The sequence below is a fragment of the Blautia caccae genome (assembly GCF_040095955.1).
In the GTDB taxonomy this organism is placed as follows: domain Bacteria; phylum Bacillota; class Clostridia; order Lachnospirales; family Lachnospiraceae; genus Blautia; species Blautia celeris.
Window position 1 is genome coordinate 354,079 of record NZ_JBBMFP010000001.1, and the last position, 19,996, is coordinate 374,074.

A 19,996-nucleotide genomic window follows, 5' to 3' on the forward strand; every position below is an offset into this window, starting at 1 on the left:
CCTCACTGCATCTTCTCCGCTTTTTCATATCCCATCATAAAGCACTGCACGTTTTTGTCACTTGCTTTGCCTTTTTTATTGAAATAAGCTTCCAGTGTATCTGCAAACTCATTTACATCCATCATGCCGGTAGCCCTGATCATAGCCCCCAGGACTACCAGGTTCAGGCCTCTCTGGTTCTCCAGTTCTAAGGCAATTTCCATAGCATCCACACCGTATACCTTCACATTTTTCGGGAACTGCTTTTCTCCGAATACGGAGCGGTTGATGATCACGCAGCCTCCTTCCCGCATATCAGACACATATTTGTCATACGCGTCCTCATTCATGCAGCACAGCACATCCAGGTAATCCGGGTAAGGACTTCCTATCTCCTCATCGGATACCACCACACGGCAGAGGGCAATGCCTCCGCGCATCTCCGCAGAATACTCGCTGGTCCAGCTCACATTTTTGCCGTGCTCTGCCGCGATCTCGATCAGGATCTTTGCGGCTGTCAATACGCCCTGACCACCGATACCTGCAAACATAATATCAGCCATTATTCGTCACCCCCATTATCTACATATACTTTCACCGGGAATACCTTTTCATTTTCCTCTTTCATCTTCTTCATGGCATCTGCCGGCGATAATTTCCAGTTAGTCGGACATGGGGAAAGGATCTCTATAATGGAAAATCCTTTCTTGTCCCTCTGGTTCTCAAAGCCTTTCTTTAACATCTTCTTCGTCTGATCAATGTGTTTAGGATCACACAGGGAACCTCTAGCCGCATATGCGATTTTATAATTCTGAAGGATGTTCAGCATATCGAACGGCTCTCCTGCCACCTTGTCATCTCTTCCTTTTTTACTGCTGACTGTCTTGTCTCCCACCAGAGTGGTCGCCGGGCACATCTGACCGCCGGTCATGCCGAATATTCCGTTATTTACCACGATCATAGTTATTGGAACATTCCTCTGGGCCGCGTAGCAGGTCTCGGAAAGGCCGATCACATAAGAGCACCCATCCCCTGCATGGACGTAGACATTGGAATCCGGATAAACCTTTTTGATTGCTGTGGCCACTGCCGCGCAGCGCCCGTGAGGACCTGCGATGCCGTCACAGTTCAGAGTGTCAATAGACCAGTAAGCACAGGCAATATCCACGACCTGGATGGTCTTTTCACAAAGCCCCAGTTCCTCGCAGCACTCTGCGATCAGGCGCTGTATGATACCATGGCCGCAGCCGGGGCACCATCCCACCTGCTGGTTGATTATTTCCGGTTTTGTCATTTTAGCTGCCATATCAATATACCTCCAGTTCCTTAACATCTCCTGCCAGTACCCCTTTGCAGAAGTCTACGATTCCCTGAGTTGTGGGAACATATTTTGATGTCAGATAACCGTAGAGGGGAACCTTATACTCTGTGGCCAGACGGATATCCAGTCCCATCTGGGAGGAGAGGCTCATCTCAACAGTTACCAGCCCTTTTAATCCCTCCGGGAGATTTTCAAAGGCTTTTTTCGGATAAGGCCATGCCGTGATGGGACGGATGAGGCCCAGTTTCATGCCTGCTTCTCTGGCTCTTCTCACTGCTGACTTGCATATTCTCGAAGAGATTCCATAGGCAACAAGGATAAGCTCGGCATCCTCTGTCATGAAATTCTCCCAGCGCTGCTCATTGTGATACATATCGGAGAATTTTTTCCGTACCATCGCATCGTATGCACTGTAATCCATGGAACGGTCCAGATTGGTAACCTTTACTTTCGGTTCATCTTTTTTCTTCTCACCCTTGATTGCCCAGTCAAATTTACTTCTGTCGTGTTCCTTCGGTTCGGGAAGGACTACCTTTTCTATCATCTGGCTGATTCCGCCATCGCTTAAGATGATCACCACAGTGCGGTATTTTTCAGCCAGGTCAAAAGCTTCGTATGTAAGCTCTGCGCATTCCTGCACGGAAGCCGGTGTGAGGACAAGTTGCCTGGAATCTCCATGGCCGCCGCCCCTGGTCGCCAGCCAGTAGGAATCCTGACCCTCTGTGATCTCACCGTCGCCTACACCGTAGCGCATGACATCTATGATGACCGTCGGAAGATTGTAGGAGGAAAGATAGGAGATCCCTTCCTGCTTCAGATCATACCCCGGACCGGAAGAGCTTGTCATTACACGCTCACCGCATGCTGCAGCTCCCCACAGCATACTCATACTTGCGATCTCGCTTTCCCCCTGGATGAAGACGCCCCCGCGGTCCGCCATGTTGGCTGACATGTATTCCAGTATCTCACTCTGGGGCGTGATGGGGTAACCTGCATAGAAGCGGCATCCTGCACGGAGAGCAGCCTCAGCGATCGCCTCATTGCCTTTCATTAATTGAAATCCTTTACTCATCTTCTCTGCCTCCTTCTACTCAATGGTAAATACATAATCGGGACAGATCTTATAGCACTGTCCGCATCCGATACAGGTTTCTTCATCGATTCTGATGATCTCGTATCCTTTTTTGTTGATCTCAGTGAGAGGCTCAATGGCTTTCACCGGACATACCCCTACACACAGGCGGCAGCCCTTGCATAAGCTGGTGTCCGCGGTTGCTTTTGCTTTTGCCATGATTCAATCTCCTTTCGGTATATTTCATTTATTTTTTTAATATTTGATTTCCGACTCCATTTGCATAATATGGACAGGTTCCTGTACCATATATCCTTCAGTTCAGGACCCCTGCCCATATCTCAGTTTCATGTAATCTGTATCTCCTGCTGCATAGCAGAGCGTATTTGAAAATTGCTCTGGCCGAAAGAACACGCACAGCTCTCTTAAAATGTCATGCCCTGTTATCTGCTGTGCTTTGCTACATATGCATCGATTTCTTCGGCTGTACTCTTATCAAGTAAAGTTTCCGGTGCCTCTTCCAGACGGCGCTTCCATTCCTCATTGGCACGGCGGAGTACATAGGTATAATCCTCCATTGGCCTCTTCTTATAATTACTGTCCCAGTCCGTATAATCCGGGTACCATGCGCTATACATATAATCAAGGGTATCGTCACTGGTAATGAACTGTCCGCCGCTGCCCTCTTCCATGATGGACTCTAAGGAAGCAGCCTCCTCCGATACGTCGATACCGTTTCTGATATAGAGCAGACGGCTGGTAATCTCCTCATCGATAATGGTTTTTTCATAGGAAGTAGTCATAAGGCTGTCAAGGGTTCCAATCTCAGATAACTGGTAATCTGCACCCGAAAGGATATTCGCCATGGTACCTTCATAAGATTCAATACCGCACTGGATATCACAGTTCAGGGCATCTGTGCTGTAGGGTATCGTTCTGGACGGCAGGTTATAGAACCTTTTGCCCATTTCCATGGAACCGATCTGAAGCATCACACGTCCCGGAGAACCGCAGCAGTAAGTCGCACCCTTCATATTGCCGGGGCAGGCACCCACTCCGTAGCCTACAGGATTGCCTGGATTCACAAGCTGTGTCAGAACAATGCCTGCCAGGATCTCCGCATTCTGCATGGTGATCGTGCCAAAGATACGGATAGGACCGGTCACCCCTGTACTTGTGGCAGTTCCCATGGTAACAGCCTGTCCGCGCTCAGCCAGCGCAATGATATTGTCAGCCACCTCACGGCTGTAGGACATCGGACTCATAGAAGGCGCAGACCCCGGTGCCAGATATACTTTTCCACCCGGCTCTAACTTCTCACCTGCAGCGATCTCTACCATATCAATAGCCTGATGCATTTCTTCATAAGAAAACAGCTTGGTATAGAAGGGTTTATCCGTATGGTTCAAAAGAGCACGCATGATCTCAAGATGGCGGTTGACCGGGTCCACATCGTTGGCCTCTACACCATTATTGGAGTTCATGGTCATGACTTTGCTGCCCTGGTAGATCTTGACCAGATTTATCACGTCCTGAAGCGTACCGCGGCGGATGCCATTGTCCAGATCGGTTACATTCACCGGTCCGATGGGACCCGGTACGCCATAATCGCCTCCGCCCAGGTTAATGCTCTTCTTGGAATCAAGTCCATGCATCACAAACTGCGAAGGAGCTTTCTCCAGCGCATCCCTGACCTGCGACTCTGTCATGTAAACCTGTGTGCCGTCTACACGGAAACCATGTTTCTTAAAAAGTTCAAGTGCTCTGTCACTGGTGATATTGACACCGTTCTCTGCCAGAAGCTTCATAGAGTAATCGTGAACTCTCTGCAGATCCTTATCGCTGAACATGGACAGCGATACTCTTCTCATTTCTTCCATTTTCCTTCTCCTTTATTTCATAATTTTATTTTAAGTTTCTATTTTTATTATTTATTTCATTTTACTATATTATAATTCATTTTACAAATATAATATTATAAAATTATGCATAATGTTTTTTATCTGCTTTTATGCACATTGTACTACTCATAATTTATTTCATTTTTATAAATTAATATTCTGTTTTCTGCGCAATAAATCATTATATTAAGTTAATGTTCAAAATCTCTCTTGCACACTCATTCATATAAATGTATAATGAAATAAATTATTAATTTCAGAAATCAGGATAAGGAGGATATACTTTGAGCAAGGCAATACAGAAAATGGAAACGATTCAGGCTATAGACCGTGCTTTCCAAATTCTCGAAACAATATCCCGTTCAGGCAATATGACATTAGCTGAATTACATGAAAAGATGAACATCAGCAAGGCTTCCCTGTCACGTTTAGTATATACGCTGGTGGAAAATGGTTATATTGAGAAGAGACCGAACAATGAATACAGTCTCACATTAAAGGCATATGAAGTGGGTATCAACGCCGTACAGAATCTGGATCAGATTTCACTGATCAACTCCACACTTGCCGATTTGAGCCGAGAGACAGGGCGGGTTGCACAATTCTCTGTTGAGGATAACAATCAGCTTTTATGTGTGCAGAGCATTGGACAGACTGCACCTTCCTTCTCCGTCTATACAAACGTTGGACGGCGTTCTCCTCTGTACTGCACAAGTGCCGGCAAGGCGATTTTGTCCACATATTCAAACCATGAGATTATTGAGAAATGGGAAAAATTTAATGTAAAGCGTCTCACAGAACACACCATTACGGATGTCCACGCTTTACTTCAGGATATCAGTGAAGTGAAACAGCGGCATTATGCGCTGGATAGGGAAGAAAATGAATATAACATCTTCTGTGTGGGCGCTCTTGTAATGAATTATACCAATACGCCGTTGGGTGCGATCAGTATCAGCGGCACCACGCTCACCGAGGAGGAGGAACATGCAATAAGTGAAACGCTTATCGCTGCTGTAAGAAGGCTGTCCGCGACTCTTGGATATGTCATGCGGTAGCATATTATTTCATCAGCAGGCAGCAAAAAAAGGATCCTTATCCGGATGTATGGGATAAGGATCCTTTTTTGTTTTACACCGCAGGGAAACCTGCCGCCTTCTCTTTTTACGCCTGCGCGTCCAGATTCCTCTGGTCTTTATCCAGCATAAACACAGAGACCAGAATGATGATTCCACCGATGATCTGGTTCGCAGTAGGTATTGTACTGTATAGTACCAGTGAAATCACGATGGTCACTACCGGCAGAAAATCCATCATCAGATTTGACAGCAGCACACCGATCCTTTTGATCGCAAATATATTCAAAAAATAAGCAATCGTAGAATTAAATACCCCCAGCACAATCAGGTTCATGAACACCTGCGGCTTTGCAAGGACAGACGGCTCCACATGATAGAAGAATAAAAACGGCAGCGTAGTGACAGCCCCCACGAGCGCCTGGTAATTCAGCAATACGGTCTTCTCATAACCATCTGATATCTTGTCAGTCAGGAAACAATAGACCACCCAGGAAATAATGCTCAAAAGGCACAGTGCATACCCTTTGAAATTGGTTGCCATCAGATCCCCGATCTTCACACCCATCAGAATATACACACCGACAAGAGAGATCAATATACCCAGGATTCCCAGCTTTGTCTTCTTCCTGTGAAACAGAACGATTTCCATGATCAGCGCAAAGACAGCGGCAAATCCAAAAAGCAGGGAGGAAACCGTAGCCCCTATGGATGTAACACTTAAAATAGTGAACCCATGGAAGAATGTCGTACCGACCAGGCCGGACAGGATGATAATGCCCCAATCCTTTTTCTTCACTTTCATATTCTTTCCGGTCACGAGATTAAATCCGGTAAACAAAATCGTCATGACTGCCATCTGAATGACCAGAATCACTACCGTAGGAAGGTATTCACTGATTACAGCCCTGGAAATATAAGACACACCGTAAATCGTGACGACTACCACCATGGCCAGCAGCCCTATGGTCTTGCCTTTTGTCTTATCCATAAGCATCCTCTCCCCTCTAACGCTTGATGTTCTTCGCCTTCTCCGAGGAACCGGCAGCGACAGCGTCTATGGCATCCCTCACATCTTTTGGCAGGATCTCATAGTCACGCAGCTCTTCCAGCATATCCTTCACTTTTTCCGCACAGATATCACGGATATCACGGCTTCCGTTCGCCTCCCAGTTCTCCCAGGTGCCTCTCTCCATATATCTCGGCATCCATATTTCATCCTTGAAATGTTCAAAGGTGTGGTCAGTCTCCAGGAATGTGTTGCCGGGGCCCACTTCCTCCATATTGTCATAGGCCAGTGTCTCATCGTCAAAGCTGAGCGGACGGGCCATCCTCTGCAGAATCTGCATGCACTCATCGGAATAGATCATATCCGCAAAGTCCACCATAAGGTCCATGTCAAGCTGCATGGAAACGATGAAATCACAGCTCAGTGCTCCGGCGAGTCCGCCCATACCGGTCTCAAATCCGGCCTGTGCATCCAGCACCTTACCGTCCCGCAGATTGGCCGGCATCTTGGTCGGCAGCCCAACATAATCTCCCATCTGTGACATGCCTACCTTCATGATAATGCTCTCCGGTGAGGACATATTGATGCACATGGTCTTCATATCCATGCTGCGCACATAGCTGGAATAGATCACAGGCGCCCCCGGATTGACAAGCTGGGACAGTGCGATGCAGGCTAATGTCTCCGCATGGGTATGCACCAGTGCACTCTCCACGGACATGGGGGATGTCATGCCCAGGATTCCGCCGGAGCTGATCACTGACGGTACCTTATGCACGGCTGCCTCCATCAATACATTGGATGTATTTTCATCCACTCGGAGCGGCGGCATGGTCAGGACCCAGAAGGAGATGAAAGGACGTTTCAGGAATTCTTCTTCGCTTCCCACTGCCAGACTGGCCATCTTGATGGCATCCCGCACACCCTCTTTTCCTACAGCTCCGCCGGTGATGTGTTTTGTGGTATTTTTAATGGAAGTCGCCCAGGTATACCAGTCGGATGCCGCCATGGGCACATCCTGGGGTGTGACCAGTGCACTGGCGATGGTCACGGTGTCCAGTTTTTCCATGATCCTTATGATCAGGGCAAGGTCTCTGTCTGTAGCTTTCCTGCGCAGTCCTGTCTCCGGGTCCAGCACATGGGTAGCCATGGTCATGGCAGCCAGTGACGGCACCCTGTCTTTCACATGCACATCTTTATCCGGTGTCCTTCCATATAAAACGAATTCCTCTCGCTTTGGAACCGTCTTTAATCCTTCCTCGATGATGCTGCGCGGTATTTTCACGATTTGTCCGGACACTTCTGCCCCTGCTTTTGCAAAGTATTCTCTTGCCTCTGCCCCCTCAAATTTCATTCCCAGATCTTCCAGCATCTCCAATGCTTTTTCATGTACCCGTACTACTTCCGCGTCGCTTAAATACTTGATTGATGGTCTCATGTTTTACCTCCTCCATAAAAAACCCTGTTCTGTTGCATTCCCGATACGTATCTTCTTTTGATACATCAAGAATACCACAGAACAGGGTCTGTTACTTTTGCTGTATTTTGCTATTTATTGCTCTATATTTCTTTCAGGAGTTTGGACAGATTCTTGTTCAGGAAGTCCCGCAGTTCAATGGCATCCCTGGTATAATAATCCGCTCCTATCTCTTCCGCATACTCTTTGCTGACGGAAAGGCCTCCCACGAAGACAATGACCTTGTCCCTTATGCCTGCCTTCGTAAGCTCCTCTATGACACCCTTCAATTCACAGACCGTTGTGGGCAGAAGTGCAGACGCCATGACAAGCCTGGCGTCATGTTCCACTGCTGCCTCCACAAACTCCTCTTTGCTGACATCCACCCCCAGATCCACCATATCTATATTCAGAGTGGAGAGGTATATCTTGACCAGATTCTTTCCGATGTCATGGACATCCCCCTCCACGGTACCGATGACCGCAGTGCACTGCCTGGCGCCCCCCTGATCCAGATAGGGAGTCAGACATCTGAGGCCGGCATTTAAGGCACGGGCCACACGCAGCGCCTCCGGCACGCAGACCTCACTGTTGCGGAACTTGTACGCCAGTGTATCCACGCCCAGAATCAGTCCCTCTTTGAGCACTGACTCCGGAGGATAGCAGACAGCAATGGCTTTTCTGATCAGATTTACCACCTCATCCGCCTTCCCGCCCAGAAGGTTCCGCCTGATTTCTTCATATATATCCATTCTGCATCTCCTATAAGAATTTGTTCCTGTACTGTCCCGGATTGACTCCTATCAGCCTTCGGAATGTCTTTGTATAGTAGCTCTGGCTTTCAAACCCGCACTGTTCCATGATCTCCTTCAGGCTCAGTTCCCTGTTCCCCATCAGCTCTATGGACTTTTCGATCCTGACCCTCAGGATATAATCGCTGATGGTTCCTCCGGTCTTCTGACGGAATAAGGTACAGAGATAAGACCTGCTCAAAAATACGTGGCTGCAGATGTCATCCAGGGTAATCTTCCTATTGTAATTCTCTTCTATGTAATCCCTGACATTTTTCATGACACTGATATGGTCATCTGTCCCCAGAAGGTAAATACTGTCAAACCACCGGTTCAGCATCCGGTAGGTGATCTCCATCATTTCCTCAATGTTTTCCACATGCTTCATGTCCTGCCTGTAATGTTTTACACCATTCATGACGACTTCGCTGTCCGCCCCTGCCTCCACGATGGCTCTGGCGGTCACAGCCATGAAATCGTGCAGGGCTGACTTCACAAGAGCCTTGTCGTAGGAACACAGGATCTCGATATCCGTGAACAACATTTCCAGCATGTTCTGTATCTTTTCTTTGTCCGCCATGCGGACGTACTGGAGATACCGTTTTTCCCTTTTCAGATAAACAGACCAGTCGAATTTTTCATTTTTCAGTGTCTTCTTTCTCTCTTCGATCCTGGTAGTCATGGCATCACGCCAGCTCATGAGATTCTTCTGGTCCATGAAAATGGCGTTCTGCGTCTTTGAGAGATACTGCATCATGACCTGGAGAAGGTTGGCAGAGGACTGGCACTGGTCTGCGGAGATCACGCGCAGCTTTTTTACCTTCTGCTCCATCTCTCTGCGGTCCTTTTCGCTCAGACAGAACTTTTCCGCGTCCTGACAGAACACATGATCCGGCTCCCACAGAAGGACTTGTCCGCACATGACAGCTCCCACTTCTGTTCCATCCGCATAGATGGGGACTGCCCACATGACAAGGCCGGCATGACAGGCAAAAAAATACGGTTCTTTCCACAGGAATGCCTGCCTGCAGGCCTTTTTATAGGTACGCCTGCAGCGTGCTCTTCCCACCTCCGTGTCCTGCACCTGACGGCAGTATGCGCACTCGTAGTAGTCTTTACTGGCAAGGAAGACCTCCCCGTAAGTGTTCACTGCTATGATTCCCAGCTCTGTTGCCTTTGCGAAATTGTCAAGCATCTCTTCCAGGTAATCTTTTTCCTCTGAATGTTCGTATCCCTCTGCCATATGCTTCCTCCGGACTATTCCTCTTGTCTTTATTCTACTGCCGGAGGGAGAAAAAGTAAACTCGGTATTTTTATGCGTATGTGCATAACTCCCCCTGCGGGACAACGGCTGTAAACAGCAGCGGCCTAATTTCTCCGTCTGCCGGAAAGCAGTACCAGACGTAAAAGCTGCAGGATAGATGAGAGTGCCGAGGCCACATAGGTCAGTGCTGCTGCGCGCAGAACTTTCCCGGCCCCCTGCAGTTCATTTCCCTCCAGGATTCCGGCACCGTCCAGAATCCTGAGTGCTCTGCCGGACGCGTTGAATTCCACAGGCAGGGTAACAAGCTGAAAGGCCACCACCAGAGAAAATAAAATAATACCCGCGTTTACAAGACCCGGTGCTCCCATGAGAAGGCCGATGAGGAACAGCGGCCAGCAGAGGGCAGAACCAAGACTTACGACCGGAACGATCGCGCCTCTGATCTTGATCGGTACATACCCCACATCATCCTGGATCGCATGGCCGCACTCGTGGGCCGCCACGCCGATGGCTGCCACGGACTCTGAGCCGTAGACGGTTTCAGACAGCCGCAGTACTTTGCTTCTGGGGTCATAATGGTCTGTGAGATTTCCGCCGACCCTCTCAATCTTCACCTGGCTGATTCCCGCACGGTCCAGTATGGTCCTGGCTGCCTGTTCCGCTGTCATGTGCCGGGCATTTCCCACGGTACTGTACTTTTTGTAGGTCTGGTTCACATTTGCAGATGCTATGACACAGAGTATTACACCTGCTAAGACCAGAAGATATGTGGCATCATAATAAAAAAACATCCATAATCCCTCCAATGCATGAAATACTTTATTCATTATTTCATTCATCATAAGGTTATGGATGTCTTTCTTTAAATATTCAGAAAGTTAAAAATTTTATTCTGCCCGTTTTAATATTTCTACGGTTCCCTTGTTGCCGTCCACGCGAATGTAGTCTCCGTCATGAATGATCTTGCAGGCCTCTGTTTCAGTCTCCACAACTGCGGGTATTCCCAGTTCCACAATACAGGCAGCACAGCGGGAATCCAGTTTTTCAATGACCCATGCGATGGGCTTGTGGCCTGCCACAGAGGCAGAATAAAAATGGCTGGCCCACCCGTTGCTTCCCTTAGCACAGGGAAGGATCAGGATCTTTCCCCCGATATACGCGCCGAATTTGCTGTTTGCTTCCTCTATGATGATACCCGTTTTTTCATCTAAACCGGCCCATCCCTGTACACTGTCAGGAAGAACAAGCGCTTCTCCTTCCATGACTCCTTCATAGGCTCCGCGTCCTTTGATCATCGTATTTTCCATTATGCTTCTCCTTTCCAATAGCCTGCTGCAGCGGCGTCAATACATTGATAGATATCGCCATAATAGATCGGGACATGCTTGCCTGCTCCAAAGCAGGAGTGCATATAATGTCCCTGTTTACCGGAATCCGTCACCATGGCAGTGACATGCGCAAAAGCTGCAGGATCCATGACCATAGCACAGCTGCTTGACAATACATTTCCGCCTGCCTCCTCAATCGTTTTTACAAAACCGCTTGCTTTTGCCATGGCAAGCGTAGACATATCTGTCCAGACATGGAGTTCTACACCTTCCGCTACCTTTTTCCCTTCTATATAATTTGCTACCTGCTGGATATCCTCCAGGCTGTAGTGCGGGCATCCCATCAGTACAAAGTTGATCTTGCCTTCTCCCGCACTGCAGATCTGGCGGCGGGATTCCTCATAATCCTCCTGTGTGATGGTAAATTCACCTCTGAGCGGTTTGTTTCCTCTGGCATCTTCCAGGGAACGCGCCTCGGGAGTCACACCGACAATATGGCACATTTCACATGCGCTCGTAGTAGCCATTGCGGTAAAGCACTGTTTCAACATGGTCAGGGTAGGTCTGTGGAAATCTCCGGTCAAAACAGGAACTCCGGCGGAGGGCAGCATACGCCCTACTGTGTAGCCAATGATATCCCAGTCAAATCTTGTCTCTGATTTACACTCAATGTGGTATACCGTATCCGCGTAACGGTTTTCCTGAAGATAAAATCCCCATTTAGGAGCACGGCCGCAGATGGATATCCATGTGATCGCCTCTTCTCCGTCTGCGTTGCATCTTGCGCCGAATGCAGAATTGCTCATGGTGATATTGCTGGATTCAGATGTCACCACATGTTCTCCGAATAACGGCACCCAGCCGTTCAGATACGGCGTGCAGGAACCGGCGATGCAGCAGCCTGCCTTCAGTGTACGTCTTAAATATTCTGTATTTCTGTCAAACAATTCTTTCGGAAGATGTGTCACTTTATAATCATATTGATCGCAGGGCGCAACACAGGTCTGACAGTAACAGGTCTTCTCAAATTCGCCTAATTCCACTTTTTCATCTGTACAGAGATACATTTTGGCAAATATCTCATCATATGTATCTGCATCGCAGGTCTCCAGATAGGAATGTGCCCCGAAATACAGTGTGGATTTTGTAATCTCAACCAGTTCTTCCGCGCCCACGACACGGGCATATTTTAAAACATTTTCCAATGCGATTTGTTTAAAACGGCCGAATTTTCCATCCAGCATGTCCTGTTCATATGGTGTTAATTTCATAGGAATACCTCTCTTTTCTCATACTATTTTTATTCTTCATCACTTTTTTCTGATTCCGGCAGCATGTCATTGGGATATTTTTGGATCTCTTTTGCCTGCTTAAAGAAGGAAAAAATACAGATTCCCACAATCAGCATAATCGGCGCCCCCAGGATAACATACATGGCTTTTACCGCATTGACACCATCTGTTGCAACAGTTGTATAGGCGGTAGCTGTGATCAGCAGACCCATGATGATCTTGAATTTTTTCGGTGCTTCATCATCCACGGTCAGATTATGTACAGACATGGTGGCAAGCACGGAAGCAATTGGGTCTGCCATTGTTGTGAAGGATCCAATGATCGCTATGATAAATACAATCTGCACGATATTTCCAATCGGCAGTGACTTGATGATCTGGAATACCGTTGCCTGCATTCCGTAATCCTGCACCATCCCCCATACATCCATGGTACCGCTGGTCTGCAGACTGATGGTCTGTCCGCCGAAGATACCTATCCAGGTGATACAGAAGATCGCAGGGATAATAACATTGACTACCAGGAACTCCCGAAGGGTACGTCCTTTTGCCATCCTGCAGAAAAACATACCAAATACCGGGCAGTACAAAATAAAGGAAGACCAATACTGGACGATCCAGTTGGCATACCAGGTATCATCTGAAAGGGTATTGTTGACTAACGTCTTAGACCCCCAGTTATCCAGTATCTTACCAAAGGACTCTGTGGTAAGTTTGCCGATAAATGCAGTATCACCACAGATAAATACATAAACCAGCAGGGCGCAGAAAATGAAAAATGTGATTGTAGATACATATTTCAGTCCTTTATGAATACCGGAAACACTCATAATGACAAACATCACACCGATAAAGGCAGCTACTAAAAAATACACAAAATTTGACTGGCTGATTCCAAATGCAGATTCCAGTCCGGCACCGATCTGCATCAGACCAACACCCATGGAGTTAGCGCATCCTCCGACCATGGCAAATATCATGACTCCGTGAATCAGTGTCTCCAGCCATTGACGGCGGCCGAAAACCGGGTCTAATACGGAGTTGAACTGAAGTTTTTTACGGCGGTTGTAAACAGCAACCGTAAAGGCCACAGAACAGGCTCCATACAGCGCAAATTCAACAAAAGACCACTGCCACATAACCTGAGAGATCGAGAAGATCGCAGCATCACGAGTTCCAGGCTGGCAGCCGGCATATGCCGGCGGCTCAAAAAAGTTATAAAGCGGTTCTCCCATGGCCCAGAACAACAGCCCTGTGCCAATGCTTCCGCAGATAGTCATGGCGATCCAGTGAAATTTGGTAAATTCCGGCTTCGCGTCTTTTCCTCCGATCTTGATATCGCCAAATTTACTTATCATGATATACATGACGATCAAAAAACATACCAGGGCGAACAGGTTAATGACCCACCCTATTTTATCCGCCATACTGTACAGCATGGTATTCAGAACAGAAGCTAACTGTTCTTTAAAAAAGATTCCTATAAGCAGTAATAGTATTAAGCCTGCAAAAGCGGGCCAGAACGCCAGACTGTTGATCGAACCCTTTTTGTGTTTTTTTGTTTCTACATTCTTCATCTTTTACCTCCCTACTTTTGTCAAACACCTTCACGGTGAGCCCTTGCCGTTATACTATATCAGCGCTGATATAACATTGTGATTCTGTTTACACAACCGGTGCAAAAAAACATAAACTTTTCCATTCTCATAATAGAAAAGTTTCCGGACACCCTTCTTTCATAAGAACTTTGTTTCACTTTTGTAATTCTATGAAATATTTTTTTGTTTTTTGAAATAGTTTTATGTTTTTCTGATTAAACTTATGATAAAATGAAACTAGCAAAAATTCAAATAGTTAAAAGGATTTACCAGCCATAACTTGAAACTATAGGTACTCTATGATAGAATGATTCAAACTAATTTCCAATCCATCAAGTTTACAGTCATCTTGTGTTTAGAGTGTGTATTTTTCGTGATATTATCAGCGATATGCTGAAGGAAGGTTTCTATGACACTACAACAATTAAGATATGTGGCTTCTATAGCCGAATGCGGCTCGCTGAGCAAAGCCGCCCGGGAATTATATATTGCCCAGCCCAGCCTCTCAAAGGCCATTGCCGAATTGGAGAAAGAAATTCAAAAATCATTATTTGTCCGCACACCCCGGGGTGTATTGTTTACAGACGAAGGCACTGAGTTTCTGGCTTATGCCAGACAGGTACTTCAGCAGATGGATACATTGGAAAAGAGATACGAGATCGGAAGTGTGAACAAACACTATTTTACGGTCAGTTCCCAGCACTATCCCTTTGCCTCTGAGGCGTTTTCAAAGGTAGTTGATTCCGTAAAAGACGAATTATATGAATTTATGTACATTGAGACACAGACTCAGGACATCATTGATAATGTACATTCATTGAAAAGTGAGGTGGGGCTTTTGTATCTGAGCCCGTTAAACAGCACGGTCATAAGACGTGTCCTCAAAGAGGCGCATCTGATCTTTGAACCCATATTTGAAACATTGCCTTATGCCTGTATGCGGAGAGATCATCCCCTGGGAAAGAGGACGGGCCTTACCCTGCCGGATCTGGCTCCGTATCCTTTTCTTTCCTATAATCAGAGCCACAGTAATACTTATTCCATGTCGGAAATTATACTGGAGCCCTTTCACATCAAAAAACATCTGATCGTGTCAGACCGGTCCAGCGCCACCAGTCTGATGCTTAACAGTGACGCCTACTGTATCACAGCAGGCCCTTATCCCGGCACCCTGCATGATGAGAGCTGGGTCTATATTCCCATATACGGCCAGGAAAAACTTACTGTGGGACAGATACGCAATGAACATATGATGATCAGCAAGCTGGCGCTTCGCTTTTTAGAGGCGCTGCAGGATATCGTCGGAGATATTTAAGCTGCATCACTGCCCCTCCTGGCACAGCATCCCATGCTGCCGGGAGGGGTTCGTTTTATTCTCAGCTTCCAACCGATTTATAATGCCTCACCCCCAGTTTCCACAGCCCGAAGCACGGCAGCAAAAATACGCCTCCCAAAAGCGGCAGAAACATGTAAAATCCCCTGCTGTCCTTGTCAAGGATATAGCAGATCGGATAATACTGAATCAGTGCATAGGGCACAACAAAAGTACAGAACTGCAGCACCCTTTTCCCATAAATGGCAACCGGATATTTCCCATACTCACGCGCCCCGTCCGTAAGCACATTCATGAATTCCAGCCCTTCAATGGTAAAAAAGCAGATTGCAGCATATATCAGAAATATCCCTGTAAAGACAGCAGTTCCGCCAAGCAGCATAAACACCACAGTCAGCACTTTATCCCAGGTCCATTCCACATGGCTTTTGGCAATTCCATAGGTAAACATCACCACAGCCTGCAGCATTCTTCCGATTCTGGTAAGCTCGATCTTACTTGCCAGCACCTGAAATATTTCATTCCTCGGACGCACCATGATCCTGTCAAATTCCCCATTGCTGATAATGGAAGAAAACGTATCAAACCCTCTGGCAAATGCCTCCGCCAGGGAAAATTCCATCAGTGTGACAGCAAAGCACAGAAGCACCTGGCTGTATGTAAATCCCTCCACCTCATGAAACCTCTGAAACATAAAATACACGCCCAGAAACACATTAAAGGACACCAGAAACTGCCCTACGGCCGTCAGGCAGAAGGACGCTTTATACTGCATCATACTCTGTATCTGAATCTGCATATACTTCTTATATAACCGTAGATATCCCATCCTCTCATCCTCCCTGCACTGTGATCTTCTTCTCTGCCCTGCGCATCAGAAGTTTGCCTAAGAGGACCAGAACTGCCAGCCAGAACACCTGCAGCGCCAGCGCCGAAACCGCGGCTTCGCCTGCCAGATCGCCGCTGTAAATGCGCAGCGGCACATTCTGCATGGAGGCAAAAGGCAGAAGCTCCAGAACCGTTCTCACAGAGTCAGGAAAAAACGGAAGGGGAATGATGCTCCCCGCCAGCAGCTCTACTGCGGAGACAGCCACCATCCGTACTCCGTCCGGTGAAATCGTAAAAAATGTGACCACATAGACTAACATACAAAAAGCTACAACCACCAAAAAGCCCAGAAGCATTCCCGTCAAAAACAGAACCGCTGCTTTTGGGGAGACCGGCAGTGTCATTCCATAAGGGGCAGGCAGGAATCCCGCAGCCAAAAGGATTGGCATACACCGCAGAACAGCCTTGGATATCCGGTTGGCAGCACTCCTTGTAAACCACATGGTATAGATATCCATGGGACGGCACATTTCGTAGGACACATTTCCGTTTTTAATGCAGTCAAAAATCTCATTCTCCATAAGCCAGGCCATGAACAGGGCCAAAAAAGCCTGCTGAAGCCATATGTAGGAACAGGTCGCCTGCAGTGTCATGGGAAATGCTCCCGGGTCTGCCCGGTAAAAGGCCCGAAACACCAGCACCTCCATCCCACCCCACACAAACTGCGTCACGATCCCCGCTGCCGCCGCTGCCCGGTACTGAAGGCCCATGGAGAAACGGATTCTGAAAAAGGACAGATATTTTCTCATACACACCGCCTCCTTATATCCGGAAACGGCGGTACAGATCCGCCACTGCCTGGTCCAGCCCCCTATCCGCCCCCGGTATGTCATCCAGCGTACCATCCAACAGGATTTTTCCCTTTCCGATGAGAATGATCCTGTCTGTCAGCGCCTCAATGTCCTGCATGTCGTGGGTGGTCAGTATCACGGTTGTTCGGTATTTTTCATTGCATTTGACGATGAAATCCCGTACTGCCAGTTTTGAAACTGCGTCCAAACCAATAGTTGGCTCATCCAGAAACAGGATTTTAGGGCTGTGAAGCAGAGACGCCGCGATCTCACAGCGCATTCTCTGGCCAAGTGACAACTGTCTGGCCGGTGTTTTCAATAGTTCCGACAAATTCAGCAGAGATGTAAGCTCCTCCAGATTGGCCTGATATGTATCTTCGGATATACTGTAAATATCTTTCAGAAGCTCATAAGAATCAATAACCGGCACGTCCCACCAAAGCTGCGTCCGCTGCCCGAAGACAACCCCGATATCCTTTACATGGGCAGTCCGGTTCTTCCATGGAATCCTCCCGTTGATGCTGCACACACCGCTGTCCGGTGTGAGGATTCCGCTGAGGATTTTGATGGTGGATGACTTTCCCGCGCCGTTTGGTCCAATATACCCAACCATTTCTCCCTCGCTGATGGAAAAGGAGACGTCATCCAGCGCTTTCACTTCCTCGTATTCCCGATGGAACAGAGTCTTCACTGCCTGCCCAAAACCGGCTCCGCGTCTCGCCACACGGAACGTCTTGCACAGGTGCTGCACTTCGATCATTTTGTTTTTCCTCCTGGTTTTGGCAAGCCACGATATCCCTGGATTTTGCCGGGGAAACCCGTGGCAGAGCCTTCCCTTTGCCGGGAAAGGAACTTTAGTGTAGCACTCGGGCAAACAGGTGTCAAGATGCCCTGCAATAAATTAAAGGCGCATACAGTCCCGGACCATATGCGCCTCCACATTCTCATATATTTTCTTAGCTCCCCTGCTGTATTATGGGCCTGTCATTCTGCTTTTCTGACTGCCTCACGGACCTGCAGCACCATGCCGGGAGCTACGGAAAGTTCATCAATCCCCATCTGCAGAAACTCTTTTGTCAGGGACAGGTCTGCTCCCAGTTCCCCACAGATTCCGACCCAGCATCCATGAGCATGTCCATTGTCAATGACCATGCGTATCAGCCGCAGAAGTGCCGGATGATGGGGGTCATAAAAGGCGTCAAGCCTTGGGTTCTGTCTGTCGATCGCCATGGTGTACTGACTCAGATCATTCGTCCCAATGCTGAAAAAGTCCACCTCTTTTGCCAGCATATCGCTGATGACAGCTGCTGCGGGCGTCTCGATCATGATTCCCTGTTCCACATTTTTGTATGGGATATTTCTGGCATCCAGCTCCTCTTTTACTTCTTCTACTATTGCCTTGATCCTGCGCACTTCCTCCACAGAGGTGATCATGGGATACATGACCGCGATCTCTCCGTAAGCACTGGCCCGGAAAATAGCCCAAAGCTGGGTCTTGAACACCTCCGGCTCCTCCAGACAGATACGGATGGCCCGGTAACCCATAGCAGGGTTTTCCTCCTGCCCGAGATGGAAATACTCTACCTGCTTATCCGCACCGATATCCAGCGTCCTGATGATCACTTTCTTTCCGGCCATCATTTCCGCTGCCAGCTTATAGCTCTGGAACTGCTCCTCCTCAGTGGGGTATGTATCCTTTTCCAGGTAAAGGAATTCACTTCGGAAAAGCCCGATACCCTCAGCGTCATTTTCCAGTACCGCCGCCACATCCGATACACTGCCGATGTTGGCGTAGAGATTGATCTTTCTGCCGTCCGGGGTTACGGTCAGCCTGCCTTTTAACTGCTGCAGAAGTCTGGATCTCTCCCTGTCCTCCTGCTGTTTTTTCCGCATTTTTTCCAGTGTCTCCTCATCCGGATCAATGTAGAGAATCCCCTGGTACCCATCCACTATGGCCAGTTTTCCGCTCCACTCCTCCTTAACCGGAACGCCGATGAGTGCGGGAAGATTCATAGTCCTGGCAAGGATCGCCGTGTGGGAATTGGAAGACCCCAGTTCCGTCACAAAGCCCAGCAGCCTGGATTTGTCCATCTGTACGGTCTCACTGGGCGCCAGGTCTTTTGCGATCACAATGACCGGCTCCCGGCCTATGCTGCTTCCTGCCCTTTTATTTGACAGGATACCCACCACACGCTCGGAAATGTCCTTTACATCCGCTGCCCTTGCCTTGAAATATTCGTCATCCATCTCAGCAAACATCTGGGCAAAGTTATCGCCGGTCACAGCCACAGCATACTCAGCGTTGACCTGCTGGGAAAAGATGATGTTCTTTACAGAATCATTGTAATCCTCATCCTCCAGCATCATGGCATGTACCTCAAAAATCGCCGCATTGACTTCCCCGACTTCCTTCAGCGCCTTTTGGTAAAGCTGCTGCAGTTCCTCCACCGCACGGTCTCTGGCTGTTTCATAGCGTTCAAGCTGTGCCTGGCTGTCCTCCGCTTTGCAGCGTTTTACCTGCTGTTCACCTCTGGAATAGAAATAAACTGGACCGATCGCAACACTTTTATAAATTGATTTTCCGGTATACTGCTCCATGATAGCTTTCCTTTCTTTTCCCTATGCTTTGCGCCTTTATTTACAGGTTCTCCTCAAAGAACTTTTTGAGTATTTCCAAATCCTCTGTATTGTCTGTGGAAATGACGATCTCATCGCCTTTTTTCACTCCCAGTCCCATAACTGCCATGAGCTTTGAGGCATCCACAGTCTTCTCACCTTTCGTGATCGTGACAGCGCTGTCAAAACCTTTTGCCATCTTAGCCAGCATTCCTGCAGGTCTTGCGTGAATTCCGATTTCGTCCTTGATTACATAATGAAAAGATCCCATATTTTTTTCT

Annotated in this window: 20 protein-coding genes; 2 read left to right on the plus strand and 18 right to left on the minus strand. The window is 47.8% G+C overall.

Going from position 1 to position 19,996, the window contains the following annotated elements:
• Positions 1 to 2: 2 nt before the first annotated feature.
• The 5 genes from WMO65_RS01530 to WMO65_RS01550 all read right to left on the minus strand — a co-directional run bounded on the left by WMO65_RS01530 (position 3) and on the right by WMO65_RS01550 (position 4,252).
• Complete coding sequence (locus WMO65_RS01530; protein WP_148393106.1) at positions 3 to 542, minus strand: 2-oxoacid:ferredoxin oxidoreductase subunit gamma family protein; 540 nt, start codon at positions 540 to 542, stop codon at positions 3 to 5.
• Positions 542 to 1,285, minus strand: coding sequence for a thiamine pyrophosphate-dependent enzyme (locus WMO65_RS01535; RefSeq protein WP_148393107.1), 744 nt, complete (start codon positions 1,283 to 1,285; stop codon positions 542 to 544). The genes WMO65_RS01530 and WMO65_RS01535 overlap by 1 nt, the downstream gene beginning before the upstream one ends.
• A 1-nt stretch (position 1,286) precedes the next feature.
• Positions 1,287 to 2,372 (minus strand): 3-methyl-2-oxobutanoate dehydrogenase subunit VorB, encoded by a 1,086-nt coding sequence (vorB, locus tag WMO65_RS01540; protein ID WP_148393108.1) that lies wholly within the window; start codon positions 2,370 to 2,372, stop codon positions 1,287 to 1,289.
• Positions 2,373 to 2,387: 15 nt separating this feature from the next.
• Entirely contained in the window at positions 2,388 to 2,591 is a 204-nt protein-coding gene (locus tag WMO65_RS01545) for a 4Fe-4S binding protein (RefSeq protein ID WP_033142177.1), read from the minus strand.
• Positions 2,592 to 2,815: 224 nt separating this feature from the next.
• Positions 2,816 to 4,252, minus strand: a complete 1,437-nt coding sequence (locus WMO65_RS01550; protein ID WP_033142178.1) for a trimethylamine methyltransferase family protein — start codon at positions 4,250 to 4,252, stop codon at positions 2,816 to 2,818.
• Between the two features lie 305 nt (positions 4,253 to 4,557).
• Between WMO65_RS01550 and WMO65_RS01555 the strand changes: the two genes are divergently transcribed.
• Positions 4,558 to 5,331 carry an IclR family transcriptional regulator gene (locus WMO65_RS01555; RefSeq protein ID WP_081960433.1) on the plus strand — a complete coding sequence of 258 codons (774 nt, stop codon included), beginning with the start codon at positions 4,558 to 4,560 and terminating at the stop codon, positions 5,329 to 5,331.
• Between the two features lie 106 nt (positions 5,332 to 5,437).
• Here the strand turns inward: WMO65_RS01555 and WMO65_RS01560 are convergent, their stop codons facing one another.
• From WMO65_RS01560 to WMO65_RS01595, 8 genes are all read right to left on the minus strand, one after another.
• Positions 5,438 to 6,340 carry a DMT family transporter gene (locus WMO65_RS01560; RefSeq protein WP_033142179.1) on the minus strand — a complete coding sequence of 301 codons (903 nt, stop codon included), beginning with the start codon at positions 6,338 to 6,340 and terminating at the stop codon, positions 5,438 to 5,440.
• A gap of 16 nt (positions 6,341 to 6,356) precedes the next feature.
• A complete protein-coding gene (locus tag WMO65_RS01565) occupies positions 6,357 to 7,796 on the minus strand; it encodes a trimethylamine methyltransferase family protein (protein ID WP_148393109.1) in 1,440 nt (479 codons plus the stop codon).
• Between the two features lie 122 nt (positions 7,797 to 7,918).
• Complete coding sequence (locus WMO65_RS01570) at positions 7,919 to 8,566, minus strand: cobalamin-dependent protein (protein ID WP_148393110.1); 648 nt, start codon at positions 8,564 to 8,566, stop codon at positions 7,919 to 7,921.
• A 10-nt stretch (positions 8,567 to 8,576) separates the two neighbouring features.
• Entirely contained in the window at positions 8,577 to 9,848 is a 1,272-nt protein-coding gene (locus tag WMO65_RS01575) for a PocR ligand-binding domain-containing protein (RefSeq protein ID WP_054350849.1), read from the minus strand.
• Positions 9,849 to 9,973: 125 nt separating this feature from the next.
• Positions 9,974 to 10,660, minus strand: coding sequence for a zinc metallopeptidase (locus WMO65_RS01580; protein WP_103732496.1), 687 nt, complete (start codon positions 10,658 to 10,660; stop codon positions 9,974 to 9,976).
• Between the two features lie 96 nt (positions 10,661 to 10,756).
• The gene (locus WMO65_RS01585) at positions 10,757 to 11,176 is read right to left on the minus strand and encodes an aconitase X swivel domain-containing protein (protein WP_033142184.1); all 420 of its coding nucleotides are present in this window, start codon (positions 11,174 to 11,176) and stop codon (positions 10,757 to 10,759) included.
• Positions 11,176 to 12,468 (minus strand): aconitase X, encoded by a 1,293-nt coding sequence (locus tag WMO65_RS01590; protein WP_148393111.1) that lies wholly within the window; start codon positions 12,466 to 12,468, stop codon positions 11,176 to 11,178. Before WMO65_RS01590 ends, WMO65_RS01585 begins: the two co-directional genes overlap by 1 nt.
• Before the next feature lie 29 nt (positions 12,469 to 12,497).
• Complete coding sequence (locus WMO65_RS01595) at positions 12,498 to 14,066, minus strand: BCCT family transporter (protein WP_052099565.1); 1,569 nt, start codon at positions 14,064 to 14,066, stop codon at positions 12,498 to 12,500.
• A 430-nt stretch (positions 14,067 to 14,496) separates the two neighbouring features.
• On the opposite strand from WMO65_RS01595, the gene WMO65_RS01600 reads away from it, so the two are divergent.
• Positions 14,497 to 15,402: a LysR family transcriptional regulator gene (locus tag WMO65_RS01600; RefSeq protein WP_033142186.1), complete on the plus strand. Its 906-nt coding sequence runs from the start codon at positions 14,497 to 14,499 to the stop codon at positions 15,400 to 15,402.
• Positions 15,403 to 15,463: 61 nt separating this feature from the next.
• Here the strand turns inward: WMO65_RS01600 and WMO65_RS01605 are convergent, their stop codons facing one another.
• The 5 genes from WMO65_RS01605 to WMO65_RS01625 all read right to left on the minus strand — a co-directional run bounded on the left by WMO65_RS01605 (position 15,464) and on the right by WMO65_RS01625 (position 19,986).
• On the minus strand, positions 15,464 to 16,249 hold the full coding sequence (locus WMO65_RS01605; RefSeq protein ID WP_148393112.1) for an ABC transporter permease: 786 nt from the start codon (positions 16,247 to 16,249) through the stop codon (positions 15,464 to 15,466).
• A 4-nt stretch (positions 16,250 to 16,253) separates the two neighbouring features.
• The gene (locus WMO65_RS01610; protein WP_148393113.1) at positions 16,254 to 17,057 is read right to left on the minus strand and encodes an ABC transporter permease; all 804 of its coding nucleotides are present in this window, start codon (positions 17,055 to 17,057) and stop codon (positions 16,254 to 16,256) included.
• Positions 17,058 to 17,070: 13 nt separating this feature from the next.
• Entirely contained in the window at positions 17,071 to 17,859 is a 789-nt protein-coding gene (locus WMO65_RS01615) for an ABC transporter ATP-binding protein (RefSeq protein WP_054350845.1), read from the minus strand.
• A gap of 224 nt (positions 17,860 to 18,083) precedes the next feature.
• Positions 18,084 to 19,697 carry a phosphoenolpyruvate--protein phosphotransferase gene (gene ptsP / locus WMO65_RS01620; protein WP_148393114.1) on the minus strand — a complete coding sequence of 538 codons (1,614 nt, stop codon included), beginning with the start codon at positions 19,695 to 19,697 and terminating at the stop codon, positions 18,084 to 18,086.
• 40 nt (positions 19,698 to 19,737) lie between these two features.
• Entirely contained in the window at positions 19,738 to 19,986 is a 249-nt protein-coding gene (locus tag WMO65_RS01625) for an HPr family phosphocarrier protein (RefSeq protein WP_033142191.1), read from the minus strand.
• Positions 19,987 to 19,996: the final 10 nt, after the last annotated feature.

Excerpts from the sequence above, each read along its gene's own strand:
- WMO65_RS01530 (WP_148393106.1), bottom strand. The coding sequence starts at position 542 with ATGGCTGATATTATGTTTGCAGGTATCGGTGGTCAGGGCGTATTGACA.
- WMO65_RS01535 (WP_148393107.1), bottom strand. The coding sequence starts at position 1,285 with ATGGCAGCTAAAATGACAAAACCGGAAATAATCAACCAGCAGGTGGGA.
- vorB (WP_148393108.1), bottom strand. The coding sequence starts at position 2,372 with ATGAGTAAAGGATTTCAATTAATGAAAGGCAATGAGGCGATCGCTGAG.
- WMO65_RS01545 (WP_033142177.1), bottom strand. The coding sequence starts at position 2,591 with ATGGCAAAAGCAAAAGCAACCGCGGACACCAGCTTATGCAAGGGCTGC.
- WMO65_RS01550 (WP_033142178.1), bottom strand. The coding sequence starts at position 4,252 with ATGGAAGAAATGAGAAGAGTATCGCTGTCCATGTTCAGCGATAAGGAT.
- WMO65_RS01560 (WP_033142179.1), bottom strand. The coding sequence starts at position 6,340 with ATGGATAAGACAAAAGGCAAGACCATAGGGCTGCTGGCCATGGTGGTA.
- WMO65_RS01565 (WP_148393109.1), bottom strand. The coding sequence starts at position 7,796 with ATGAGACCATCAATCAAGTATTTAAGCGACGCGGAAGTAGTACGGGTA.
- WMO65_RS01570 (WP_148393110.1), bottom strand. The coding sequence starts at position 8,566 with ATGGATATATATGAAGAAATCAGGCGGAACCTTCTGGGCGGGAAGGCG.
- WMO65_RS01575 (WP_054350849.1), bottom strand. The coding sequence starts at position 9,848 with ATGGCAGAGGGATACGAACATTCAGAGGAAAAAGATTACCTGGAAGAG.
- WMO65_RS01580 (WP_103732496.1), bottom strand. The coding sequence starts at position 10,660 with ATGTTTTTTTATTATGATGCCACATATCTTCTGGTCTTAGCAGGTGTA.
- WMO65_RS01585 (WP_033142184.1), bottom strand. The coding sequence starts at position 11,176 with ATGGAAAATACGATGATCAAAGGACGCGGAGCCTATGAAGGAGTCATG.
- WMO65_RS01590 (WP_148393111.1), bottom strand. The coding sequence starts at position 12,468 with ATGAAATTAACACCATATGAACAGGACATGCTGGATGGAAAATTCGGC.
- WMO65_RS01595 (WP_052099565.1), bottom strand. The coding sequence starts at position 14,066 with ATGAAGAATGTAGAAACAAAAAAACACAAAAAGGGTTCGATCAACAGT.
- WMO65_RS01600 (WP_033142186.1), top strand. The coding sequence starts at position 14,497 with ATGACACTACAACAATTAAGATATGTGGCTTCTATAGCCGAATGCGGC.
- WMO65_RS01605 (WP_148393112.1), bottom strand. The coding sequence starts at position 16,249 with ATGGGATATCTACGGTTATATAAGAAGTATATGCAGATTCAGATACAG.
- WMO65_RS01610 (WP_148393113.1), bottom strand. The coding sequence starts at position 17,057 with ATGAGAAAATATCTGTCCTTTTTCAGAATCCGTTTCTCCATGGGCCTT.
- WMO65_RS01615 (WP_054350845.1), bottom strand. The coding sequence starts at position 17,859 with ATGATCGAAGTGCAGCACCTGTGCAAGACGTTCCGTGTGGCGAGACGC.
- ptsP (WP_148393114.1), bottom strand. The coding sequence starts at position 19,697 with ATGGAGCAGTATACCGGAAAATCAATTTATAAAAGTGTTGCGATCGGT.
- WMO65_RS01625 (WP_033142191.1), bottom strand. The coding sequence starts at position 19,986 with ATGGGATCTTTTCATTATGTAATCAAGGACGAAATCGGAATTCACGCA.